Annotated in this window: 22 protein-coding genes; 12 read left to right on the top strand and 10 right to left on the bottom strand. The window is 63.6% G+C overall.

Annotated features, from left to right (window positions below):
* Positions 1-1,125 carry a thiamine ABC transporter substrate-binding protein gene (locus Harman_RS03850; protein WP_137682494.1) on the bottom strand — a complete coding sequence of 375 codons (1,125 nt, stop codon included), beginning with the start codon at positions 1,123-1,125 and terminating at the stop codon, positions 1-3.
* 147 nt (positions 1,126-1,272) lie between these two features.
* On the opposite strand from Harman_RS03850, the gene Harman_RS03845 reads away from it, so the two are divergent.
* The 5 genes from Harman_RS03845 (at position 1,273) to Harman_RS03825 (ending at position 5,911) form a co-directional block, all read left to right on the top strand.
* Positions 1,273-1,929: a sugar phosphate isomerase/epimerase family protein gene (locus tag Harman_RS03845; protein WP_137682493.1), complete on the top strand. Its 657-nt coding sequence runs from the start codon at positions 1,273-1,275 to the stop codon at positions 1,927-1,929.
* A gap of 52 nt (positions 1,930-1,981) precedes the next feature.
* A complete protein-coding gene (gene pdhA, locus Harman_RS03840; protein WP_137682492.1) occupies positions 1,982-3,094 on the top strand; it encodes a pyruvate dehydrogenase (acetyl-transferring) E1 component subunit alpha in 1,113 nt (370 codons plus the stop codon).
* Positions 3,095-3,136: 42 nt separating this feature from the next.
* Positions 3,137-3,859, top strand: coding sequence for a hypothetical protein (locus tag Harman_RS03835; RefSeq protein WP_137682491.1), 723 nt, complete (start codon positions 3,137-3,139; stop codon positions 3,857-3,859).
* Between the two features lie 175 nt (positions 3,860-4,034).
* Positions 4,035-5,360 (top strand): divalent metal cation transporter, encoded by a 1,326-nt coding sequence (locus Harman_RS03830; RefSeq protein ID WP_137682490.1) that lies wholly within the window; start codon positions 4,035-4,037, stop codon positions 5,358-5,360.
* Positions 5,357-5,911, top strand: a complete 555-nt coding sequence (locus Harman_RS03825; protein WP_137682489.1) for a hypothetical protein — start codon at positions 5,357-5,359, stop codon at positions 5,909-5,911. Before Harman_RS03830 ends, Harman_RS03825 begins: the two co-directional genes overlap by 4 nt.
* Positions 5,912-5,944: 33 nt before the next feature.
* Here the strand turns inward: Harman_RS03825 and Harman_RS03820 are convergent, their stop codons facing one another.
* The 3 genes from Harman_RS03820 to Harman_RS03815 form a co-directional block, all read right to left on the bottom strand.
* Positions 5,945-6,337: a DUF7475 family protein gene (locus Harman_RS03820; RefSeq protein WP_137682488.1), complete on the bottom strand. Its 393-nt coding sequence runs from the start codon at positions 6,335-6,337 to the stop codon at positions 5,945-5,947.
* A gap of 269 nt (positions 6,338-6,606) precedes the next feature.
* The gene (locus tag Harman_RS21390) at positions 6,607-6,762 is read right to left on the bottom strand and encodes a hypothetical protein (RefSeq protein WP_200830818.1); all 156 of its coding nucleotides are present in this window, start codon (positions 6,760-6,762) and stop codon (positions 6,607-6,609) included.
* A 75-nt stretch (positions 6,763-6,837) separates the two neighbouring features.
* Entirely contained in the window at positions 6,838-8,754 is a 1,917-nt protein-coding gene (locus Harman_RS03815; protein ID WP_137682487.1) for a beta-CASP ribonuclease aCPSF1, read from the bottom strand.
* A gap of 272 nt (positions 8,755-9,026) precedes the next feature.
* On the opposite strand from Harman_RS03815, the gene Harman_RS03810 reads away from it, so the two are divergent.
* Both Harman_RS03810 and Harman_RS21385 read left to right on the top strand, forming a co-directional pair.
* On the top strand, positions 9,027-9,509 hold the full coding sequence (locus Harman_RS03810; RefSeq protein WP_137682486.1) for a hypothetical protein: 483 nt from the start codon (positions 9,027-9,029) through the stop codon (positions 9,507-9,509).
* 584 nt (positions 9,510-10,093) lie between these two features.
* Entirely contained in the window at positions 10,094-10,249 is a 156-nt protein-coding gene (locus Harman_RS21385; RefSeq protein WP_200830817.1) for a hypothetical protein, read from the top strand.
* A gap of 6 nt (positions 10,250-10,255) precedes the next feature.
* Here Harman_RS21385 and Harman_RS03805 read toward each other — a convergent pair whose 3' ends face one another.
* Positions 10,256-11,314: a twin-arginine translocation signal domain-containing protein gene (locus Harman_RS03805; protein ID WP_137682485.1), complete on the bottom strand. Its 1,059-nt coding sequence runs from the start codon at positions 11,312-11,314 to the stop codon at positions 10,256-10,258.
* Between the two features lie 102 nt (positions 11,315-11,416).
* Here Harman_RS03805 and Harman_RS03800 point away from each other — a divergent pair, with 102 nt between their 5' ends.
* On the top strand, positions 11,417-11,896 hold the full coding sequence (locus Harman_RS03800; protein ID WP_137682484.1) for a hypothetical protein: 480 nt from the start codon (positions 11,417-11,419) through the stop codon (positions 11,894-11,896).
* A gap of 13 nt (positions 11,897-11,909) precedes the next feature.
* On the opposite strand, the gene Harman_RS03795 is transcribed toward Harman_RS03800, so the two are convergent.
* The 3 genes from Harman_RS03795 to Harman_RS03785 all read right to left on the bottom strand — a co-directional run bounded on the left by Harman_RS03795 (position 11,910) and on the right by Harman_RS03785 (position 14,092).
* A complete protein-coding gene (locus Harman_RS03795; RefSeq protein WP_137682483.1) occupies positions 11,910-13,175 on the bottom strand; it encodes a DUF7405 family protein in 1,266 nt (421 codons plus the stop codon).
* A gap of 81 nt (positions 13,176-13,256) precedes the next feature.
* Positions 13,257-13,760, bottom strand: a complete 504-nt coding sequence (locus Harman_RS03790) for a winged helix-turn-helix transcriptional regulator (RefSeq protein WP_137682482.1) — start codon at positions 13,758-13,760, stop codon at positions 13,257-13,259.
* Positions 13,757-14,092 (bottom strand): DUF7471 family protein, encoded by a 336-nt coding sequence (locus Harman_RS03785; RefSeq protein WP_137683124.1) that lies wholly within the window; start codon positions 14,090-14,092, stop codon positions 13,757-13,759. Before Harman_RS03785 ends, Harman_RS03790 begins: the two co-directional genes overlap by 4 nt.
* Before the next feature lie 81 nt (positions 14,093-14,173).
* On the opposite strand from Harman_RS03785, the gene Harman_RS03780 reads away from it, so the two are divergent.
* The 3 genes from Harman_RS03780 to proS all read left to right on the top strand — a co-directional run bounded on the left by Harman_RS03780 (position 14,174) and on the right by proS (position 17,322).
* Positions 14,174-14,896, top strand: a complete 723-nt coding sequence (locus Harman_RS03780; RefSeq protein WP_137682481.1) for a hypothetical protein — start codon at positions 14,174-14,176, stop codon at positions 14,894-14,896.
* Between the two features lie 97 nt (positions 14,897-14,993).
* Complete coding sequence (locus Harman_RS03775; protein WP_137682480.1) at positions 14,994-15,770, top strand: SAM hydrolase/SAM-dependent halogenase family protein; 777 nt, start codon at positions 14,994-14,996, stop codon at positions 15,768-15,770.
* Positions 15,771-15,867: 97 nt separating this feature from the next.
* Positions 15,868-17,322, top strand: coding sequence for a proline--tRNA ligase (gene proS, locus Harman_RS03770; protein WP_137682479.1), 1,455 nt, complete (start codon positions 15,868-15,870; stop codon positions 17,320-17,322).
* A 79-nt stretch (positions 17,323-17,401) separates the two neighbouring features.
* On the opposite strand, the gene Harman_RS03765 is transcribed toward proS, so the two are convergent.
* Both Harman_RS03765 and Harman_RS03760 read right to left on the bottom strand, forming a co-directional pair.
* Complete coding sequence (locus Harman_RS03765; RefSeq protein ID WP_137682478.1) at positions 17,402-18,106, bottom strand: YciC family protein; 705 nt, start codon at positions 18,104-18,106, stop codon at positions 17,402-17,404.
* A gap of 144 nt (positions 18,107-18,250) precedes the next feature.
* Complete coding sequence (locus Harman_RS03760) at positions 18,251-19,207, bottom strand: patatin-like phospholipase family protein (protein ID WP_137682477.1); 957 nt, start codon at positions 19,205-19,207, stop codon at positions 18,251-18,253.
* A 402-nt stretch (positions 19,208-19,609) separates the two neighbouring features.
* Here Harman_RS03760 and Harman_RS03755 point away from each other — a divergent pair, with 402 nt between their 5' ends.
* Positions 19,610-20,023, top strand: coding sequence for a CBS domain-containing protein (locus tag Harman_RS03755; protein WP_137682476.1), 414 nt, complete (start codon positions 19,610-19,612; stop codon positions 20,021-20,023).
* Positions 20,024-20,088: the final 65 nt, after the last annotated feature.

The raw sequence follows: 20,088 nt of genomic DNA, 5'->3' as shown, positions 1-20,088 counted from the left end.
TTAGTTCGAGGCGAACTGCCGCTCCCAGTCGGAGATCCAGCCCGAGACGGAGCCTTTGAGTTCGTCGTAGCCGAAGGTGACCGGCTCCGGGGGCTCTTGTGCCAGTTCGGCGTAGTCCTCGGGGAGGTCGGCGGATTCGGTCGCCGGGAACTGGACGTTCCGGACGGCGATTTCGCCCTGAATCTCCGGGCGCAGCAGGAAACCCATGAACTCCCGGGCAAGAGCGGGGGTGTCCGCGCCCTCGAAGACCGACATCCCCTCCGGGTTGGCGTAGCCCTGGTCGTTCAGGAAGCGGATCTGGTGTTTCTCCATGTTCGCGTCGTTCTGGTCGGCGAACACCTGATCGGTGGAGTAGGAGACGACCATCGGCGCTTCGCCGCCCGACCACGCGCTGTAGGCGTCACTCCACGACCCGAGGACCCGAACGTCGTTGTCCTGCAGGTCGCTCCAGTAGTCCAGATAGCCGTCGGGGCCGAACTGCTTGACGGTGTGCAGCAGGAACGCCCGTCCGGTGGCGGAACTGGCGGGGTTCTGCGTGATGAGGTCGCCAGCGTGTTCTTCGGCCAGCAGACCGTCGAACGTTTCCGGCGCTGTGGTCGCGGTTCCGTCGAACACCAGGCTGATGTAGCCGGTGTCGTAGGGGATTGCCCGGCCGTCGGGGTCGAACTGCAGGCCCGGTTTGATGTCGTCCTGACCCGCCACGTCGCCGACCTCGGCGAACAGCGGGTCGTCGAGGTTCTCGTCGACCCGGACGAGGTGGTCGGTGTTCAGCCCGAGGTACATGTCGGCCTCGATATCGACGCCGGCGTTCCGGCGCTCGATGTAATGGTTGAGTTCGTTGCTCGGCGTCTGCCAGACGAGGCGGGCGTCGAACGCCTCCTCGAAGCGCTGTTTCACCCACGCGCCCGGACTCGTCGACGGTGAGTCGATGAACGCGCTGTAGGTCCCGACGACGAGCGTTTCCTCGGCACCGCCGGCGTTGCCGGTGGTCGTTCCGTCCGCAGTCGACTCGTCCGTGCTCGACCCTTCGGTGCTCGACTCGTCGGAGCCGCCCAGTCCGGCACAACCAGCGAACGAGACGGAAACCGTCGCGCCGGCCGCTGTCAGGAACGAACGTCTATCCATTACTCCGTGGTCACACCCAGTGGTACTTAACCCCGCTGTTCCTGCCTATTCAACTCTCTGCCCCCGTCCGCTTTGTAATTGGCCTGCTGGCACGCTCCGCCTCGTGAGCGCCATCGTTTTACTACCGGCCGTCGCGGGACCCGATACATGCATCTCGTCGGCAAATGCCCGCCGTCCCCGGACGCTCTCGCCGCGGCGGCCGACAGGGGGTTCGACAGCGTCGAACTCCATCTGCGGCCGTCAGATCTCGATAGCGTCGAGGCGACGGCCGAGACAGTCGAACGCTCCCCGGTCACGGCGCTGTCGGTCCACACACTCCACGCCCGCCCGGACGATCCCGAGCCGTTTCGGCAGAGTGACGCCCTGGCCGACCGGCTCGACGCCTATCTGGTCGTTCACAGCCAGTACGCCCAGCACACGCACACGGAGCAGTTGGACGCCTACGACTTCTCCGCGCCGTACGGCTACGAGAACAACCCCGGTATGAGTGGCCATTCGTTGCGGAACCTCGTCTTGGACCGCGGCCACGACCTCGTTCTCGATACAGCTCACCTGTATATGGCCGAACCGGCGTATCTCGACGCCCTTTCTGGCCTGCTTCGGGAGTATGGTGACCAGATTCAGGTCGTGCACTTCACTGACGGCACGTCGCTGGAAGACGGGCTGGCGTTCGGTGACGGCGATATCCCGCTCGAACGGACCGCCGACGCTCTCGATGCGCACTTCGACGGAGCCGTCGTCCTCGAAGTGATGCCCGACGACCAGGCCGATGCCCGTCGTCGCGTCCTGGAGTGGTTCGACTGACCAGAATCGAACACAGCTTTTTGCTCGTCCGCTTCGAGTGTGGTGATACGACATGGCAAACGACGTGCTCGACAGGGCGTACGACGACCAGGTGCAGGCGCTGGACGCTGACGGCGAGATCGTCGACCCCGACCTCGTTCCCGATATCGGCGACGAGGCGCTGGTGTCGATGTACCGCGACATGCGCTTTGCCCGCCGGTTCGACGAGCGGATGATTAGCCTCCAGCGGCAGGGCCGACTCGGCACCTACTCGTCGCTGGCCGGCCAGGAAGGAGCGCAGGTCGGCTCGACGTACGCGCTGGCCGACGAGGACACTATCTTCTACCAGTACCGGGAACACGGCGCGCTCGTCGCCCGCGGACTCCCCTGGGAGTACGTCCTCTACTGGATGGGCCACGAAGCGGGCAATGCCGCCATCGGCGACGTGAACGTGTTCCCGCTGAACATCTCTATCGGCGCGCACCTCCCTCACGCCGTCGGGTGGTCGTGGGCGGCAAAACGCAAAGGCGACCAGCGGGCGGGTGTCGTCCACTTCGGCGACGGAGCCACCAGCGAGGGGGACTTCCACGAGGCGATGAACTTCGCCGGCGTGTTCGAGACGCCGACGGTGTTTTTCTGCAACAACAACCAGTGGGCCATCTCGGTTCCGCGGGAGCGCCAGACCGCCAGCGAGACGCTGGCACAGAAAGCCGACGCCTACGGCTTCGACGGCGTGCAGGTCGACGGCATGGACCCGCTGGCGACCTACACTGTCACCGAGGCCGCCCGGGAGCGGGCGGTGGGAGCCGATGGAGGGAAGCAGGAACCCATCTTCATCGAGGCCGTCCAGTATCGCTTCGGCGCGCACACGACCGCCGACGACCCGGACGTGTACCGGGACGAAGCGGAGGTCGAGCAGTGGCGCGACCGGGACCCGCTGGACCGCCTAGAGCAGTTCCTCAGAAACTGCAATCTGCTGGACGACGAGCAAATCGAGGTGATGGATGACACTATCAGCGAGCACCTCGGCGAGATTATCGACAAGGCGGAGGCCCACGCTGCCGACCCGACGGACCTCTTTGCCGACGTGTACGCGGAATCGACATCGAACATCGACGACCAGCGTGAGTACTTCGAGGACCTCCGCGAACGCCACGGCGACGACGCGCTGCTCGAATCGGAGTAGCCGACCGAGTCTGTTATTGCCGTCCCGCCGTTTCCGTCCACTGTGACAGAGTGGCCACCGGCCGACCCCGCCGACGCGACAGCCGTTGCACAGCAGCGTGACGAACTGGTCGCGGCGGTCCGTGACCACGCCGGACAGGTCGCCTACCAGCTCGCCCGACTCCAGGGCGGCGACTACGGGCAGGCGGACATCGAGACCGACCGCGGCGAGTGGACCGTCAAGTACGAGGGCGGCGACCTGGAGTACCTCCGGTTCTCGCCGTCCCGCGGCTCTGACACCTACGTCATCTCGACCAAACAGCCGCCGGAACCGGAGCCACTAGCCGACGCGCTGGCCGACTACGACGCCTTTGTCGAGGGGTTCAACGACTACGTCGCATCGCTGGACGGCGTGCTCGACGACGTGTCGACGGAGTTCCCGGAAATTGCGACGACCGACGGCGTCGTCGCCGAGCGCGACCGCGTCCTCGGCCGCATCCGGGAAATCTGTGACCGGATCGCCCGGGAACTCCAGCGCTACGAGGGCGGCGACTACGGGACCTTCACCGACAGAATCGGCGGCACACGCTGGGAACTCAAATGGGACACCGACGGGGCGTCGTATCTCCGCGTCGGCGGGAGCAACGGCCTCTACCTGCTCTCACAGTACGAACCGCCCTCGGCCGCCGACATCCGCGAGTACGCCCCGCAGTTCGCTGATTTCGTCGAGGCGTACAACGAGCACGTCGAGGAGCTGGAATCGGACCTCGGAACGGTCAAACTCTGAGGCGGCTCAGTCCCCTGTCGACTGCGGGAGCATTCCGACCGGTGAGCGGATAGTATGTCGAACCGGCCAGCGCTGTCGTTCTCGCGTAACCGCTGCACGGAAGTCGAATTACTTCAGAATACCACTGAAAGATATGTCGGCAGAGTTTTGAGGGGGAACCGCCCAAGCCGAAGGTATGAGTCGTGCCGAGTCAGTCGAGAATTCGGCCGTTAGCAGGGGAACAGTCGGTGACTACGTCGATGCGATGGGGCCGTCCTGGATTGCCGGCGCAATTGCCGCCGGTCCGGCGACCATCGCTAGTCTCGTCACCGCGGGGGGTACCTTTGGCTACAGCCTCCTGTGGGTCGTCGTCCTCTCAGCGGGTGCGGGAGCGCTGGCGCAGTATCTTTCGATGCGACTGGGGCTGCTGACCGAGCGGGGTATCGTCGCCGTCGTCGAGGACCACCTCGGTGAAACGTGGGCGTGGCTGCTGGTCGGCGACGCAGTGCTTGCGGCCGGTGTCGCACAACTCGTCATCATGAAAACCGTCGCCACGGTCTCGGCGACGGTGACTGGTATCGACGCGCGAATCTGGGGCGTCGCCTGGGCGCTCGTCCTCGCGGCGGGGCTGGCCGGCGGCGGCTACCGGTTCCTCGAACTGGCCGCGAAGGTCCTCGTCCTGCTGGTCGTTGTCGCGTTCGTCGCCAGTCTGTTCGTCGTCCCCATCGACGCCGGCGCGGCGGTGGCCGGACTGATTCCGTCCGTGCCGTCCGGGAGTGCGCTGGTCGCGGCCGGCATCCTCGGCGGCGCGGTCCACATCACGCTCATCACGATGCACTCCTACACGATGCGGGCCCGTGGCTGGACCCGCGAGGACTACGACCTCGCGACGGTCGACGTGGGCGCGTCCATGCTGGTGGCCTTCGGTATCTACAGCCTCGCTATCTTCCTGGTGACCGCGAGCGTGCTCACCTCCGGGGACCTGACGACGGTCGGCGCTGCGGAGGCGCTGGGGCCGCTCGTCGGCGACAGCGCCCGCTGGCTGTTCCTGCTCGGCCTCTGGGGCGCTGCCGTGTCGACGCTCGGGGGCAACACCATCGTCCCGCCGTTTCTACTCGCCGACAAGCTCGGCTGGGGTACTACTATCGAAGACAACCGCTACCGCGGGCTGCTCGTCGCCGTCGCGCTGCTCTCTGCGCCGGGCGCATTCATCGGCGGGAACGTGCTCGGCCAGCTCGTCCTCGTGCTCGCGCTCGGCACCGTCGGCACACCGTTTGTCATCGCCCTCGTCCTCTATCTCCTGAACTCCGACGCGGTCCCGGAACGGAACTCGCTGGCCGCCAACATCGGTGGGCTGGCCCTCATCGCTGTGTCGGGCGGACTAGCCGCGAACTTCGTCGTCGAACAGCTCGGCGGCGGTATCGGCCCGCTCTCCGGATTCGTGCTGGCGTTTGCTGTCGCCCTTGGGCTCGCAATGGCCGGCCTCGGCGGGAAGTTCCTGCGGGAGGAACTCCTGGCGTGACCGGCGTCGAGTTCCCGCTTTCGGGGTCGACGCTCGTCACTGGTCCCTCGAACACCGGCAAGACGCGGACGACCGCGGCCGCCCTTGACGCTTGGCTCGACCGCGAGGGGACCGACGGCGTCGTCGTTCTCGATTTCGCGCCCGAACTCGAACGGGACGGGACGATACTGGGCGGTCGCCTTGACCGGTTCATCACCGTGCCGGAGGCGGTCTGGCTCGGCCGGATCGACGCCAGCGCGCCCCGCGCCGAGAGCGAGACGGCAGACCAGGCGGTCGCACTCGCCCGGGAAAACGCTCGCCGTGCCGAGGAGCAGATGGACGCGCTACCGAAAAATCCGCGTGCGGTGTTCGTCAACGACGCAACCATCCCGTTTCAGCATGAAGCCGCAACGGTCGGCCAGCTCACCGAATACTGTGACAGAGCGAATGTGGCCGTCCTCAATGCCTTCGACAGCAACGAACTGGGCGTCGATAACCCGGTGTCCCGAACCGAACGGGACGCCCTTGCGAGGCTCCGGCACTGGGCCGACCGGACCGTCGACCTGTCGTAGCGGCCCGCTCGTGGCGAGTTCCGATACGTTGCGTTAGCTCGTCACTGCCGTATCAGTCTGGTACAGATAGGCCGCCGCGGCGGCGAACACGACCTCGGAGACCTTGGACGCGATAGCCATCTGATTGACCCGTCCACCCATCACGAAGAAGGCGGCGACCTGTGCGAGTGCGAAGACGATAGCGACCAGATACAGTTCCCGCCGCCAGTATTTGGTCAGGTACAGTATGATACCGCCGATGAACCCGAGCCCGGCCAGTATGAACAGGATCCCCTGCACGGTATTGAACTGCAGAACCATCGGTGCCAGTGAGAGGTGGATGTACGTCGATACCAGCGCCGCGAGGATCGCGACGATTGGGACGATCCCCGATGGGAGGCCAGTGAATAGCGACTGTGCGCCCGTGTTTGAATCAGTTGCTGACATGTTTCGCTACATGATAATCAGCAGTTAGTAGGCAGAAAAGGTTTGTGAAGGGAGGCACTATTTGGACGCAAATCCGCCATACGTCGCTGGTATTTGAACTATATCGTGGGCATCGAGGGAGTCGATGGTACAGACTCGATTTGCGTTTCTCTCTGGGTAATACTAGAACACATACGAAACCCAATATATGTAGGGGCGGCGTCACTGGGTGTGACTTCCGCCACTGAACGGTCCCGTAAAAACGCCTAGCAGTGGGTACCCGTTGTCACTCACCGGTTCCACTCGTAGAACCACCACGCGCCGCCCAGCGCCATCAGTCCGATCCCGAGCGTCGAGGTCGCAGGCTCCGGGATAATGAACAGTACGAGTCCAATGAGTACCATCCCGATCGGTTCGAGTTCGTCGAAATACTTGATGAGGTCCATACTCGGGGTTCACTGGCCTCCCGTATAGAGGTTCGTCCAACTGTCGGGGGCAGCGAACCGAGAACAGCGACCGACTCAGCGGAAGCGGAACGTTTCGAGGTTCTCCGGCGCGAAGGTCCGGATGTTCTGACCGTGGTACAGCGACGAGGAGAGGTCCTGTGTCGCGGATTCGTCGCCGTGGACACAGAGGATCTTCTCGGGGCGGGGGTTCATCGTCTTCACGAAGTTCTCCAGGCCCTGCCGGTCGGCGTGCCCGGAGAAGCCGTCGACGGTCTCGACGGTCATCTCCAGCGGGACGGTCTCGCTGCGTCCGCTGGCGCCGACGGGCACCTCGTCAATGCCCCGCTGGATTCGGTTGCCGAGCGTCCCCTGGGACTGATAGCCGACGAGGGCGATCGTCGAGTCCGGGTCGGGACCGAGCTGTTCGAGCCAGGACAGCGCGGGGCCGCCGGTGAGCATTCCGGAGGGCGAGAGGACGATGCAGGAATCGCCGTCGGCGATCTCCTCCCGTTCCGCGTCGCCGCCGTCGATGTGGTTGAACTGGTCGGCCAGGAACGGGTTCCGGTCTTCGTCGAAGATACGGTCTTGCAGACCGTCGCGCAGGTACTCGGGGTAGGTCGTGTGGACGGCTGTCGCCTCCCAGATCATCCCGTCGAGGTGGACCGGCATCTCGGGGATGTCGCCCTCCCGCATCGCCTCTTCGAGGACGAGCATGAGTTCCTGTGACTGGCCGGCGGCGGCGGTCGGTATGAGGACCTTCCCGTCGCGGTCGTAGGCGTTCTGGACGATCTGTTTGAGCTTTCGCTCCGAGTCCTCCTGGTCGGTCTGGTAGTCGTTGCGGCCGCCGTAGGTCGACTCCAGCACGAGCGTCTCGACTCTCGGGAAATCGTTGACCGCGCCGTCGAACAGGCGCGTGTCGTCGTAGTGGATGTCCCCGGAGAAGGCGACGTTGTACAGACCGTCGCCGACGTGGAAGTGACACACCGACGAGCCGAGGACGTGGCCGGCGTTGTGCAGCGTCAGCTTGATGTCGGGCGCGATATCGGTCACGTCGCCGTACTCAAGCGGAATGGTGTGTTTGATCGCCTCCCGGACCATTTCGGAGTCGTACGGCGGCGTCCGACCCTTATCGGCAGCAGTATCCAGATAATCGAGGGTCAACAGCCCCATCAGGTCCCGTGTCGGCTCAGTACAGTAGATGGGGCCGTCGTAGCCGTACTCGAACAACAATGGGACCAGCGCGGAGTGGTCCAGGTGCGCGTGGGTCAGGACGACGGCGTCGATACCGTTGGTTCCAGCCCCGAACGCCTCCGGGATGTCCAGATATGGCTGGTCGCCGTTCGAGCCGGGCTTGCTGCCACAGTCGACGAGGATCCGCGTGTCCGGCGTCGAGAGGATGAAGGCGGCGCGGCCCACCTCCCGACAGCAGCCAAGCGTCGTGATACGGACGTACTCGTCGTCGGACATCGGCTCGCGGTGGATCTGCCGGCCGACGCGTTCGAGGATGTCCCGGCGGTCCTCCCGCTCCTGTTTGAGGAAGTTCCGGACGTTGTCGACCGTCGAGGACTCGATTGGCGGCGTTCGAACGACCTCGGGCGTCCACCCGACCTCTTGTGTGATGTCACGTAGCGTCTCGCCGCGACGGCCGATGACGACGCCGGGCTTCTGGGCCTGTACGACCACCTCGCCGGTATCGGCGTGGAAGTTCAGGTCTACAACGCCGGCTTCCTCGGGGATGAGGTTCCGAATCGCCTCCTCGGCCTCGGCTGGCGGGGTCAGTACGTCCGGATCCGGGCGGACCGTGATTCGTTTGCGGAGTTTCGACGCGAGTCGGCGAACGAGATCACTGTTGGCAGCGAACTCCTTCGGGTCCCGCGTGTATATGACGAGTTCCGGACCCTCGTAGGTGACATCCGAGACGGAGATCCGGGGCGGAACTTCGTCGTCGATCGTTGCCTTCACGTCTTCGAGTTGTTTGTCTACAGTACTCATAGCTCAAAACGGGGTGCCATCCCGCCGTCCACGGCTGGTGCGGGCCGACCTGGAGCCGCGGGATGTACGCTCTCTAATAAAGTCATCAGTTATCGGTGAGTTGCCTCCGGACGTGGAGAGATGTCCGGAAAACCGTCCTCTATTCGTCAGTATTCCCCTCGTGTTATAAAAGCCTTCGCAATACGGCGGTCCGGATGTGAGCCGTCGTGGGTGAACTTCAGCCCGCTGTGTCGTGCCACAAGGGGTAAACCAGAACCGTGTGAGTGGCCGACATGCAGCTGACACCCGAAACTGTCGCCGAGGAGTATGAGTGGGTGCAGGAACGCGATGACGCCGTCGTTCCAGTAATCAACGAAACGCGAGCCCATCTGGGCGACCAGTTCGGCGTCGATGTCGACACGCTCACGGCAGCGGAGTACACGGCCGCCATTGACGACGTGTTCGCCGACGGCGATCGCGCAGTCAACGTCGCTGCGCTGGTTCGTCTGCTTCGAGATCTAGATGTCGAGGGCGACTACCCGGGCTTTGTCGTCGACGAACTACTGGGCCGAGAGCTAGCGGCCATGATTGCCGGCGAGCAACCGCTTCGTCTGCTCGCGGAGGCCACCTTCCACGTCGCGGACGTGCGAACGCACGGCGACGACACAGAGACCGCTGGGGCTGATGACCTCGACGCCGCGCTCGCGGCCGGGGTCCAGACGCGGGTCCCGGGTTGGCCGTGGCAACAGGAGGAGAGTCCGTTCACGGTGGAATAAGTTCGGCCGAGAATATCGACATTGTACTCGTTGTTTTGGTCTGCCTCCAAATTTATAGCTTGAAAATAATTTATAGAATGTCTATTTGGGAAATAAATATTACTCAAGAAGATAAGACTGGTAACTACATAGACAGTAAAATACATGTTTGGTGAGCAGATTCCTGGTCAGTGTCCAAAATGTGGATCAGTAGATGTCCGGATAAACAAGGTACCACCGTCCTCTCACGAACGGGGGGACAAGTGGAGCATCCGTGCGGAGTGCCCCGACTGTAGCGACTACACTGAGTGGTTCGACTAAACCACAGGAGATAGACACGCGGCCCTGCCGCGGAACGGAACATTTGCTGTGGTAGCTACTGGTGAGTGGTCGCGTACAGCCATGGATCGCAGTTAGTCATGGCAACAGACTGAACCCCGTTCACTGTGAAGTAGCTCCCGATTCCCTTGGCTAACTGATATGTGCTATATCATGCATGAATACCCCTATCGACCGAAATATATGGTAACTCACTAAATCCGATTTAGGGAAAGTAACATTACGGATGGGGCGGGAAGTGACACTTAGCGGAGGAATCCCACCAGATGTCCAGTTCCAAGATACCGGGGCAGTGCCCGAACTGCGGTTCGGTGAACGTCAGCGTGGTCAAGATTGCACCGTCGGACCACAACCGGGGAGACAGTTGGGCGACCCGCGTCGAATGCGACGAGTGTCCGGACTACGTCGAATGGATCGTCTGAGCGCGGTTAGCTGCCGGAAAACGAGAACGAGGGCGTCGTCAGGAACGCCGTCTCGTACCCCTCGTGACGGGACACCTGTGGCGGGGCGACGATATCGACACCGACCGACGGCTCCTGCGTTGTTGTTTCGACCGTTGCGCCGTAGTGATACCCGAGTTCGGGATGGACCGCGGCGGTCAGCGCGTCCTCGAACACCTGTTCGCCGTCGGCGTCCACGGTCCCATCGAGCGACATCATCGGGAGGGGAACGCGATTGTACGGCGTCCGGGCCGAAACGGCCAGATACGACTCGTCCTCGTCGAGGAACACGGCGTCCCGGAGCCACGTGACGGCGTAGACGCCGTCGCTCCCTTTGTCCGTTCCAAGCACCGTCCCGGGCAGGGCCGACACTTCGGGGACCTGCGAGGTCGGGATCATGTCCATGTTCATCAGGTCGACCGCCGCGCGCTCGCCCTGTGTGTCTGGGAACTCCTCGAAAGCGAGTTGGTCGCGGGCGCTCTGTGAGAAGTCGAACTCGACCGTGGTCTCACCGGCCTCGTCGAACCGGCCCTCGAAAGCTCCCAGTCGGCGTTCGCTCATCCCGTTGACGCGGACCGAGAGCTGGTACACGCCGTCGCCGTCGAGCGCGTAGTTGTCGCCGTAGTGAAACCCCATGTTCTGGGAGATCATCGGCCACGGGGACTTGTCGGCGACCGTCTCGCCGTCGCGCTCGATGGTGATAGAGAGGCCAGCAGACACCGGGAGGACCATCTCGGTTTCGGGGTCCCAGACGGTCGCCATCAGGTGAACGCTGTCCTCGCTCCGGATGTCGACCTTCTCCGCCGTCGTCCCGGTGACTGTCCAGAAGCGGTGGGGGAAGGAGTAGCTCAGCCCGACCATGTACTCGCCCGCCTGTGCCATCCCGGCCATCCCCATTCCCTCGGCGTGGGTGGGACGGTACGTGGCGTCGGGGCGGTCCTCGACCAGCGGCGGTGCGCGCGTCGATTGGGAACTCAGCGAGCCACACCCCGCCAGGACTGTCGTGCCGGCGAGACCGGCACCGGCGAGGAACTGCCGTCGATTCATGCTCCGGGTTTGGGCCCTCACTTGAAAGACCGTTCTGGTACGGGGATCGAAACCATCGGGAGACAGCACAAGACACTTGTCGATAGTTACGACATTCCTGGTATGTCCTCCCGAACTGCCTGCCTTGTGGTCCTCGGTGTTGTCGTTCTGGCTGCGGGATGTCTTGGTGGCCCGTCATCTGGACCGACAGAGCCGGCGACCACGACTGAGGCGGCGACTCCGACTGGGACTGTCGAGTTCCATGACGGTCCAAAAGACCGACCCGACCGGCCCGCGACGCTAAACGAGTCGTCCGTCCGCGAGTTCGTGTCCGAATACGAGTACCGTCACGTCTACAACGGCCTGTGGCAGGGCGAGTACACTCAGATGACCCTCGGTTGCCGCATCGACGCCGTCACCGAGCGCTCGTGGGGGTACGATGTCATCGTCACCTGTACGGGGTCCTCGACGGCTGAACCGCCAGCCGATTCGACAGCGACGGAGGGGGTGATAGCGGACTACTTCACACAGTCGTACCGCTACAGCGTCAGCGCCGACGCACTCGCCCGTGAGTCAGTCGAGAACCGCGACCCGGTGTCCTGACGACACCGGCCGGTTAGGCCGGGTCGGCCGGCGGAAGCGCTCGCAGCGAACGTGGCGGGAGCAAATAGTTCCCGCGCCGTCTGACCGTCATGTACTGGAGGATACCGTTGTTCACCCGCTGGCCGACGGCGGAGTTCTCGGCCACGTCGGTCCCGTTCATCGCCTGTTTCGTCTCGACGAAGTCGGCGATAGACTGCTGCAAGGAGAGGAAATGGACGCTCGCCTCGCCGCCGTCGGTCGAGTCGAAGTCGCGGCGGAGAAGCAGCGGCGAGTCGTCCTCTCTGGCCCGCGAGAGTTTCTGTGAGTGTCCGACGACCCCCTCTCTGCGACCGCTGTCGACCACATCTTCGGGGCAGCCGTCGATCCCGCTGTCGGTGCCGAGGTTCTCGCCGACGCCCTCCACTTTGTCCTCGGCGGCGTGGGCCGGACAGAACATCTTCGAGACGCGCTGGTCCCGGGAGTCCTGTTCGTACCACTGCTGGAGCTGCAGCCGGATTTTCGAGAGGTGCTGAGTCGCGCCGCCGGCGAACGGCCCCGAGTCGACCGTCACGCGGTCCTCGGAGGCCTGGTTCCCCTCGAACCCGGATTTGAAGCCCATGAACAGCGGGGCCTCCTCGGGGACCGGCTCGGAGTCGGGAATCCCGTCGGCGTCCTGGTGCTCGGCGGGCAGGCCGGCCCCGACAAAGCCCGTCCGGCGCTCCGCCTCGCTTAGGACGCCGTCGAAGGTCGCAGTCATTTCGTGGTCGTTGGCGGTGTCGCGCCGGCCTTTCAGCGCTTCCTCGGCCTCGATGACGACGCGCTCGTCGTCACTGGCGAGATGCAGCAGGGCGTCAGGCGTGTCGAGTTCGGGGTCCTCGAAGGGGGCCAGCGCCGCGGGTTCGGGAAGGTCGACGCCGGCTACGTCGGCTTCGAAGCGGTCGAAGTAAGCCGGGCTGTAGCCGAGCGTGAACAGCAGCCCCTCGTTGCTCCACTCGTAGGCGCGTTCGAGGTCCCGGAGCGCCGTTTCGACCTGCTCGCGGTCGGCATCGGTCGGGGTCTCGTCGCCGGTGTAATCAAGCAACAGGAGGACGTGATGGCGCGACAGGCGGTGGTTCCCCGCGTCGTCGGACGCCAGCGCGGCGTTCCAGGCGTGCTGGCGGTCCGGCAGTGACGAGGGGTCGTCGGTCCCCTCGGGTACTGCCCCTGACCCGCGGTCGAGACAGGCGGCCAGCGCCGCGGTCCCGCCGATGGCGACGGCGCTCTTGGCGAACTCGCGTCGGGAGATCCCGCGTTCAGTCATCACCCTTCCTAGGGACTGCCCATCCAATTGGATTGTGGTACGGGACTCGAAAGCGGTGGGGCCGCCGTAGCGGTCGTCGAGTCACCCGCTCTCGAAGAGCCGGTCGAGCAGTCGCGTAAACCGGTCCGATAGGCGGTCGGTGGCTGTGGGGTCGACCGCCGCGAGTAGTTCGACCGTCGACTCCGGCCGACAGAGCGCCAGCGTCACCTGTCCTCCGTCTCGATGCTTCTCGACGATGTCGTGGTCGACCAGGCCATCGAGATGGTGTTCGAGCGTGCTCCGGGCGACATCGAGGTGGTCGGCCACCTCACCGGGGCGGGCCGTTTCGCGCTCGATGAGCGTGACGAGGATGTCCCTGGCAGTCTCCCGCCGGAGGAAGGCGATGGCACGGCGCTCCCAGAGGTCGAACGACGCCGCGTAGTAGTGCGTGCGTCCGTTGACCGACTCACTGTGAACGCGGTCGAGGCGGGCCAGATGGTACTGGACCTGTCCCGTTGCGAGGTCAAGCGCCCGGGTCAGTTCCCGGAAGTGAACGCCGGGGTGGGACTCGATATGCCGGTAAATCCTGGCTCTGGTGTCGCTCATAGCCCCTCCTCGTCGAGCCGTTTCTCGACTGTCCGAGCGTAGTACACCGCGCCGAGGACCAGGAGAACAAAGAGGGTATCGAGCGCATGTTCGAGGAGATGATGGGTCGGCGCTGAGACAATTGCGAACTCCGATAACAGCGCGATGAGCGGTCGGGCGAACAGGGCAGTGAGGGCCAGGAGAATCAACAGGTACGCACGGGTCCCGCGCTGTCGGTACGCGAGCAGGGCGAGTCCGCACAGTACCGCCCCGGCCACGGCGGAGAGGCCAACGACGGCGGCGATGTCCAAACTTCCGCCGCCGGCGTGGCCCCCAATACTGAGCGCGTTCATCATGGTCTCGATACGGTACCGATGTGCCTCAGTCGTTCGGTTTTGCGCGGCTTTTTTATCGGACCGCTGAGATGTGGCGGTATGGACCAGATCGGCTTCATCTGCGAGCCTGAGCATCCGGTGTTCGGTGCCGTCGCAGAGCGGCTCTCCGCTCGGGGGTTCGACATCCAGTTCCTCCGGCCCGGAAACCCGGTGTCAGAAGCCGATATCGACGATCTGGCCGCGCTCGTCAACACGACGCTCCGGCCCGAATCGTTCAGCGCGCTCCGGTACGCCGACAGGGTCGGCGTCGAAACGTGGAACGGCTTCCTGCCGACGACGGCGCTGTCTTGTCGACTCGTTGCCCTGCACGGGCTGGAACAGGTCGGCTGTCAGGTACCGTCCGTCTGGTTCGAAAAGCCCGACTGCGATTACATCGCTCGGACCCGCTACGCTTGGGACGGCGTGCCGGCCGACAACGACGAGGGCGATTTCTACCAGGCCCGGGTCCGGGCGGAGCCGGTCGAGTACAAGTACTTCGCTGTCAACGACGGCCGGGAGACCCACCTGCGGGCGGTGCAGGTCCGGTCGGAACTGTCCGGACTTGACCACGTCATCAGTGAGGACACCGTCGAGGTGACGCTCGCGGCCCGCGTCCGGGAGCTGCTGGACCGATTCGGCGCGCGCGCCCTCTGCGTCGAGTTCGTCGAGGGCGAGGAGGGGTTCTACGCACAGGCTGTCGACCCTGTCCCAGGATTCTCCGGCACGGGGATGGAACGCCGCGTCGCCGACTCTATCGCCTCGCTGACGACAATCGGGGCCTGATCGGACGGTGCCGCCGGATGCAATCGACGCCACATCCCCTGTTACCAAGGCACAAGATTATACAGGCGCACCGACGTGGTAGCGACCAGAGCCTTACATGAGCACGTTCGTTCATCTCATCGCGGACTACGGCCCGTCAGACCCGGCCTTTTCGGAGGTCGTCCACCGTCTCACCGCCGCGGACCCGACTCTCTCCGTCCAGTCGACCGAAATCCAGCCGTTCTCCACCGTCGCCACGGGCTTTTGGATCGCACAGCTCGGCATTCACAACCCCGCATTCGACGACCTGCTGCTATACTCGAACACCGCCCCGCGAACGACGGAATCGACGCCGGAGCGGGCCGACACCGGCGGGGCACTGTGCTATCTCGAACTGGACAACGGCGTCCCCGTCGTCGCCGTCGACGCCGGCTACAACCTCTCGTTTATCACCGACCGGGCCACGACGTTCCGCGAGATCGAACTGCCGGCCGACACCGGCCAGTTTCGGTCGCGGGATGTGTTCCCGCGCCGGGTCGCCGAGATCGCCAACGGGAACCGCTCCTCGCTCGGTACGGAGCGGTCGCTCGACAACGTGCCGGCCCCGCCCGAGTCCGTGGTCTGTCACGTCGACGGCTACGGGAACGTCAAGACTGGTATTCGGCAGTCGGCGTTCTCGCCGGGGAGCGAATCGGTCGTCGTCGAACTCAACGGTGAGTCCCGGGAAGTCGTCGTCCGGGACGCTGTATCAGACGTTCGGGAGGGGACCCTCGCCATCGTCCCTGGTTCGGCGGGTGGGGGCGACCCCTATCAGGAACTGTTCCTGCGTGGCGGGTCCGCCGCGGACGCCTTCGGTGAGCCGGAGCCCGGCGACGAACTGACGGTTCGGACCTGACAGCCCCGGTCGACGCCGACTATCGGCCTCGGTCGGCATGCCAGCGACCAACCACCCTTCGGGGAGTTTATTAGCGCCGTGGGCCACGACACACCTAATGAGTGGCGAGCAGGAACTCGGCATTACCGAGAGCAAGGAGCATTCACCCGGCGAGTGGTACGCCGAGGTCGTCCAGAAGGCCGGCCTCGCGGACTACGCCCCCATGGGCGGGTTCATCGTCACGCGCCCCCGTGGCTACGCAATCTGGGAGCGCATCCAGAACAACCTTGACGGCTGGTTCAAGGACACCGGCGTTCAGAACGCCTACTTCCCGCTGTTCATCCCCGAGAGCTATCTGGAGAAGGAGAAAGACGTTGTTGAGGGGTTCGACCCCGAGGTCGCGTGGGTGACCCACGGCGGCCACGACGAACTCGAAGAGCGCCTCGCCGTCCGGCCCACGAGCGAATCCATCATCGCGCCGTTCATGGCCCAGTGGACCCGCTCGCACCGGGACCTCCCGATGCGGCTAAACCAGTGGTGTTCCGTCGTCCGGTGGGAGGCCACCGAGACGAAGCCGTTTTTCCGCACCAAGGAGTTCCTTTGGCAGGAGGGCCATACCGCCCACGCCGACGAGGACGGCGCGTGGGAGGAGACGATGACCCGCCTCGACCAGTACGCCCGCCTCTACGAGGAGGTCATGGCGATGCCGCCGCTGAAGGGCCGCAAGCCGCCCCACGATAAGTTCCCCGGCGCGCACACGACGACGACCATCGAGACGCTGATGCCCGACGGCAAGAGCGTCCAGGCCGCGACCTCCCACTACCTCGGGACCTCCTTCGGCGAGGCGTTCGACATCACTTACGCCGACGCTGACGAGGAAGAGAACACGGCCCACACGACCTCCTGGGGGCTGTCCTGGCGTGCGATGGGCGCACTCATCATGACCCACTCCGACGACCAGGGCCTCGTGCTCCCGCCTGCACTCGCGCCAGACCAGGTCGTCGTCGTCCCCATCTGGCAGGAGGACAACCAGGAGGAAGTCGTCGATTACGCCGCCGACCTCGCCGCAGAACTCGACGAAGCCGGCGTTCGCGTCGAACTTGACGACCGCGAACACCGCAATCCTGGCTTCAAGTACAACGAACACGAACTCCACGGCGTCCCGCTGCGAGTCGAAATCGGCCCCCACGAGGTCGAGGACGGGGAAGCCACGCTCGTTCATCGCCCCGACGGCGACACCGAGACGGTCGACCGCGACGGCATCGCCGACACCGTCACGGAGCACCTCGACACCGTCCACGCGAAGCTCTACGCCGACGCCGAGGAGACGCTAGAGGGCGAAATCCGCGAGGCCGAGTCCCGCGAGGAGATTCTGGGCACCATCGGCCAGCACGGCGGCTACGTGAAATGTGGCTGGTGTGGCGACGAGGACTGCGAGGAACCGATCAAAGAGGCTATCGCGGCCGAAATCGTGATGGTCCCGCTCAACCGCGACGAGGAGCCGATTCACGATGACTGCGCCATCTGTGGTGAGGAGGCGGAGGAGACGGCGTACTTCGCGAAGAGTTACTGATGGGACAGCGTTCGTTCCTGAGGGATACTTCTGGAAACTGTTTGATTGCTGTCCTCGGTCGCTATTTGTCGTCAGCCGGTCACGGGCTGGGCTCGTCTGCACCGTCCGTGTCGGTCACGTCGCCAGTGTCACGGTTTTCGAGGTAGATGCGAGCAAGCGAGAGCTGCGCTATCGGCGTGATGACCGCTTGAACAGGCAATGCGACGAGGCCGACCCAGACAAGCGTCATCTGGCTGTACTGCGGCAACGACTCGAATCCGCCAACGGCTACCAGGCCGAACAGGTATGCGGCTATAGTTATCATGCCCGTGATGAGCTGGATGGCAAGAATCTTCCCGAGGTCACCCTCAGTCAGGTCCCAGCTTGTCTGCATGCTAGCTCCGATCCCGCGCTGGTCGATCACACAGGCAGCAGGCGCGAGACTGAGCTTGAGCAAGAAGTAGAAGCCCGGGATGACTAACAGGAATAGTCCAAACACCGTGCCGATACCAATGAGGAGGGCGATCACGAACAGGTGTGGCAACCGGGTGAGGACGGACCGGATGGACTCGTTAAGAGAGGGACGGTGATTCGTGACCATCTCGGCAGCGTAGAGATGGATGACTCCCGCGAGGACGAGACTCAGTGGGAAGGTGAGGAGATTGCTCCAAGAGATGACCTGCGATACAGTGCTAACAGCGTTGACGACAAGCGAAATGCCGATCAGTGCTGGGGCCGCCCGGAGCCACCCGGCGGCCGTTCCTAGCGTTGCAGTCGCGTTCTTTCGTTCGACAGTGGGGACCATGCGCGAAAATCATATTGAGTGACAGAAAATAGGTTCGGTCTCCAGAACCAGTGGCGGCTTCGCCCCTCAAGTCGATGATGCTAATCCAGCGGGAGGAAACGCTAAAAATCCTGTAATCCGGCGGTACAGTGTGCGTGTCAGCAGCTACGAGAGGTGATTCAGAAACTCACCGGCTTCGGTTCGACCCTGTTCGATGAGATCTTCGATGAATCGCGGGTCGCGGTCGCGTTTCGAGGCTGCTTGCAGTTCCTCATCGAAGCGAAGCCATCGTATCTCGACGTGCTTAAACTCATCCGGGAGATACCCCTTGTCGACCCATTCGTTGACTTTTCGGACGAAGAACAGCTCCTGGTTCAGCGAGAGATTCCCGGACAGCTCTTGGCGGCGATCTGAGATTTCCGCCAGCGACGTTGGCCGTTCCTCGCGGGTCTGTGGTTCGATCTGGATAATCCAGATTTCGTCGGGTTTGGGCCGACCACTGGTTAAGAACTCCCGAATCGGTGGATTCTGAGAGAACAACCCGTCCCAGTGCCAGTGGCCGTTCAGTTCGACGGCCTTGTACAGCAGCGGGAACGCGGCCGAGGCCAGCACTGTCTTCGGCGTGATGGCATCGTCGGTGAACGTCTCGAACACGCCGCTGTTGACGTTGACCGTGCCGACGGTGACGTGTGGCGGTGCCTCGTCGGCCAGGGTATCGAACTCGTCGAAATCGATGTGGCGGTCAAGCAGCGACAGGTACCAGCCATGGCCCGGCCGGCCCGGCGTCGCGTAGGGAGAGACATCGGCCACTGGAACCATGGAGTTTTCAAACCGCCTCCGCCAGACGAGCGCCTCATTCAGCAGGAACGAGGGCGGCGTCGTGGCGGCGACATCACACCAGACATCCTCCAGTAAGTCCCTGGCGTAGTCAGAGCCCTCACCGAGCAGTCCGTACCAGGCCGTGACCGCACAGAGCGCGCCGCCGGAGGTGCCACTCAAGCTGACGAAATCGTACTCGGCGTCGACCGCCGGGAGGAGCCGTTGCAGAGCGCCGGCGGTGAACGCGCTGTGACTACCGCCGCCCTGGCAGGCGATGGCGACGCTGGTGCCATTACTAGACATGCGTCTGTGCTGATACGAACGGCCTGCACAGATAACTGGCGACCGACTACACGACGCACCGACCAACTGAAGGAAGGATGGGGTCGGGGAGCGTGTGACGTTTTCCTCCGTGCCCCCGATGAGCACTGCTGTCCCTATGTATATAAATCGCCGTCAGACTACAGTCATACAAACGCCAAACGGCGAACAGATACCGCCGTGAGAACTCGGATTTCTGATTGAACAGCGGTCTTCGGCGGTGAACTAATTTGCGAAGACGCCGCCGATACGAACGGTCTGTTCGATAACATCAGCGTTTGATATATTAAGACCTTATATATTTCTGCCAGGCTGGTTATATCGTGATATGGCTAGATATCCGGGACCGACACGGTTATATATTGAACCATGTTACCAGATACCATGGATGACCTGTTTGTCGGGCGAATTATGTCTTCACCTGTAACGACCGTTGCCGTCGACGCGAACGCGAAGGCAGTGGCTAAACGGATGCTCGATGAGAACATCAGCTCCGTCGGTGTCGTCGATGCGGACGCCAAACTGGCGGGGATTCTCACCTCGACGGACTTTGTCGAGATCGCCGCAGAGGGCGGCGATCCGGATGACCTGGCCGTCTCGGCGTTTATGAGTAGGGACTTGGTTACGGTCACGGCGAACGACCCCGTCGAGACGGCTGCAAGCCTGATGATGGACCACGGTGTCCATCACCTCCCTGTGGTCGATGAAACGGAAGGTGTCGTCGGAATGGTATCGACAACTGACATTACTGCCTACGTTTCCGGTATCGAGGAGCCGGCTGCGCCGATGCTCGGCTGAATCTCGGACGAACCGCCAGCCTGCGGCCGCTACACATCACCCATGATACAGACCGAACAATCGTG

The organism is Haloarcula mannanilytica, from assembly GCF_005406125.1.
GTDB classification, from domain to species: Archaea; Halobacteriota; Halobacteria; order Halobacteriales; family Haloarculaceae; genus Haloarcula; species Haloarcula mannanilytica.
Note: the sequence above shows the minus strand (reverse complement) of the source record. Positions and strands in the feature narration are given on the sequence as shown.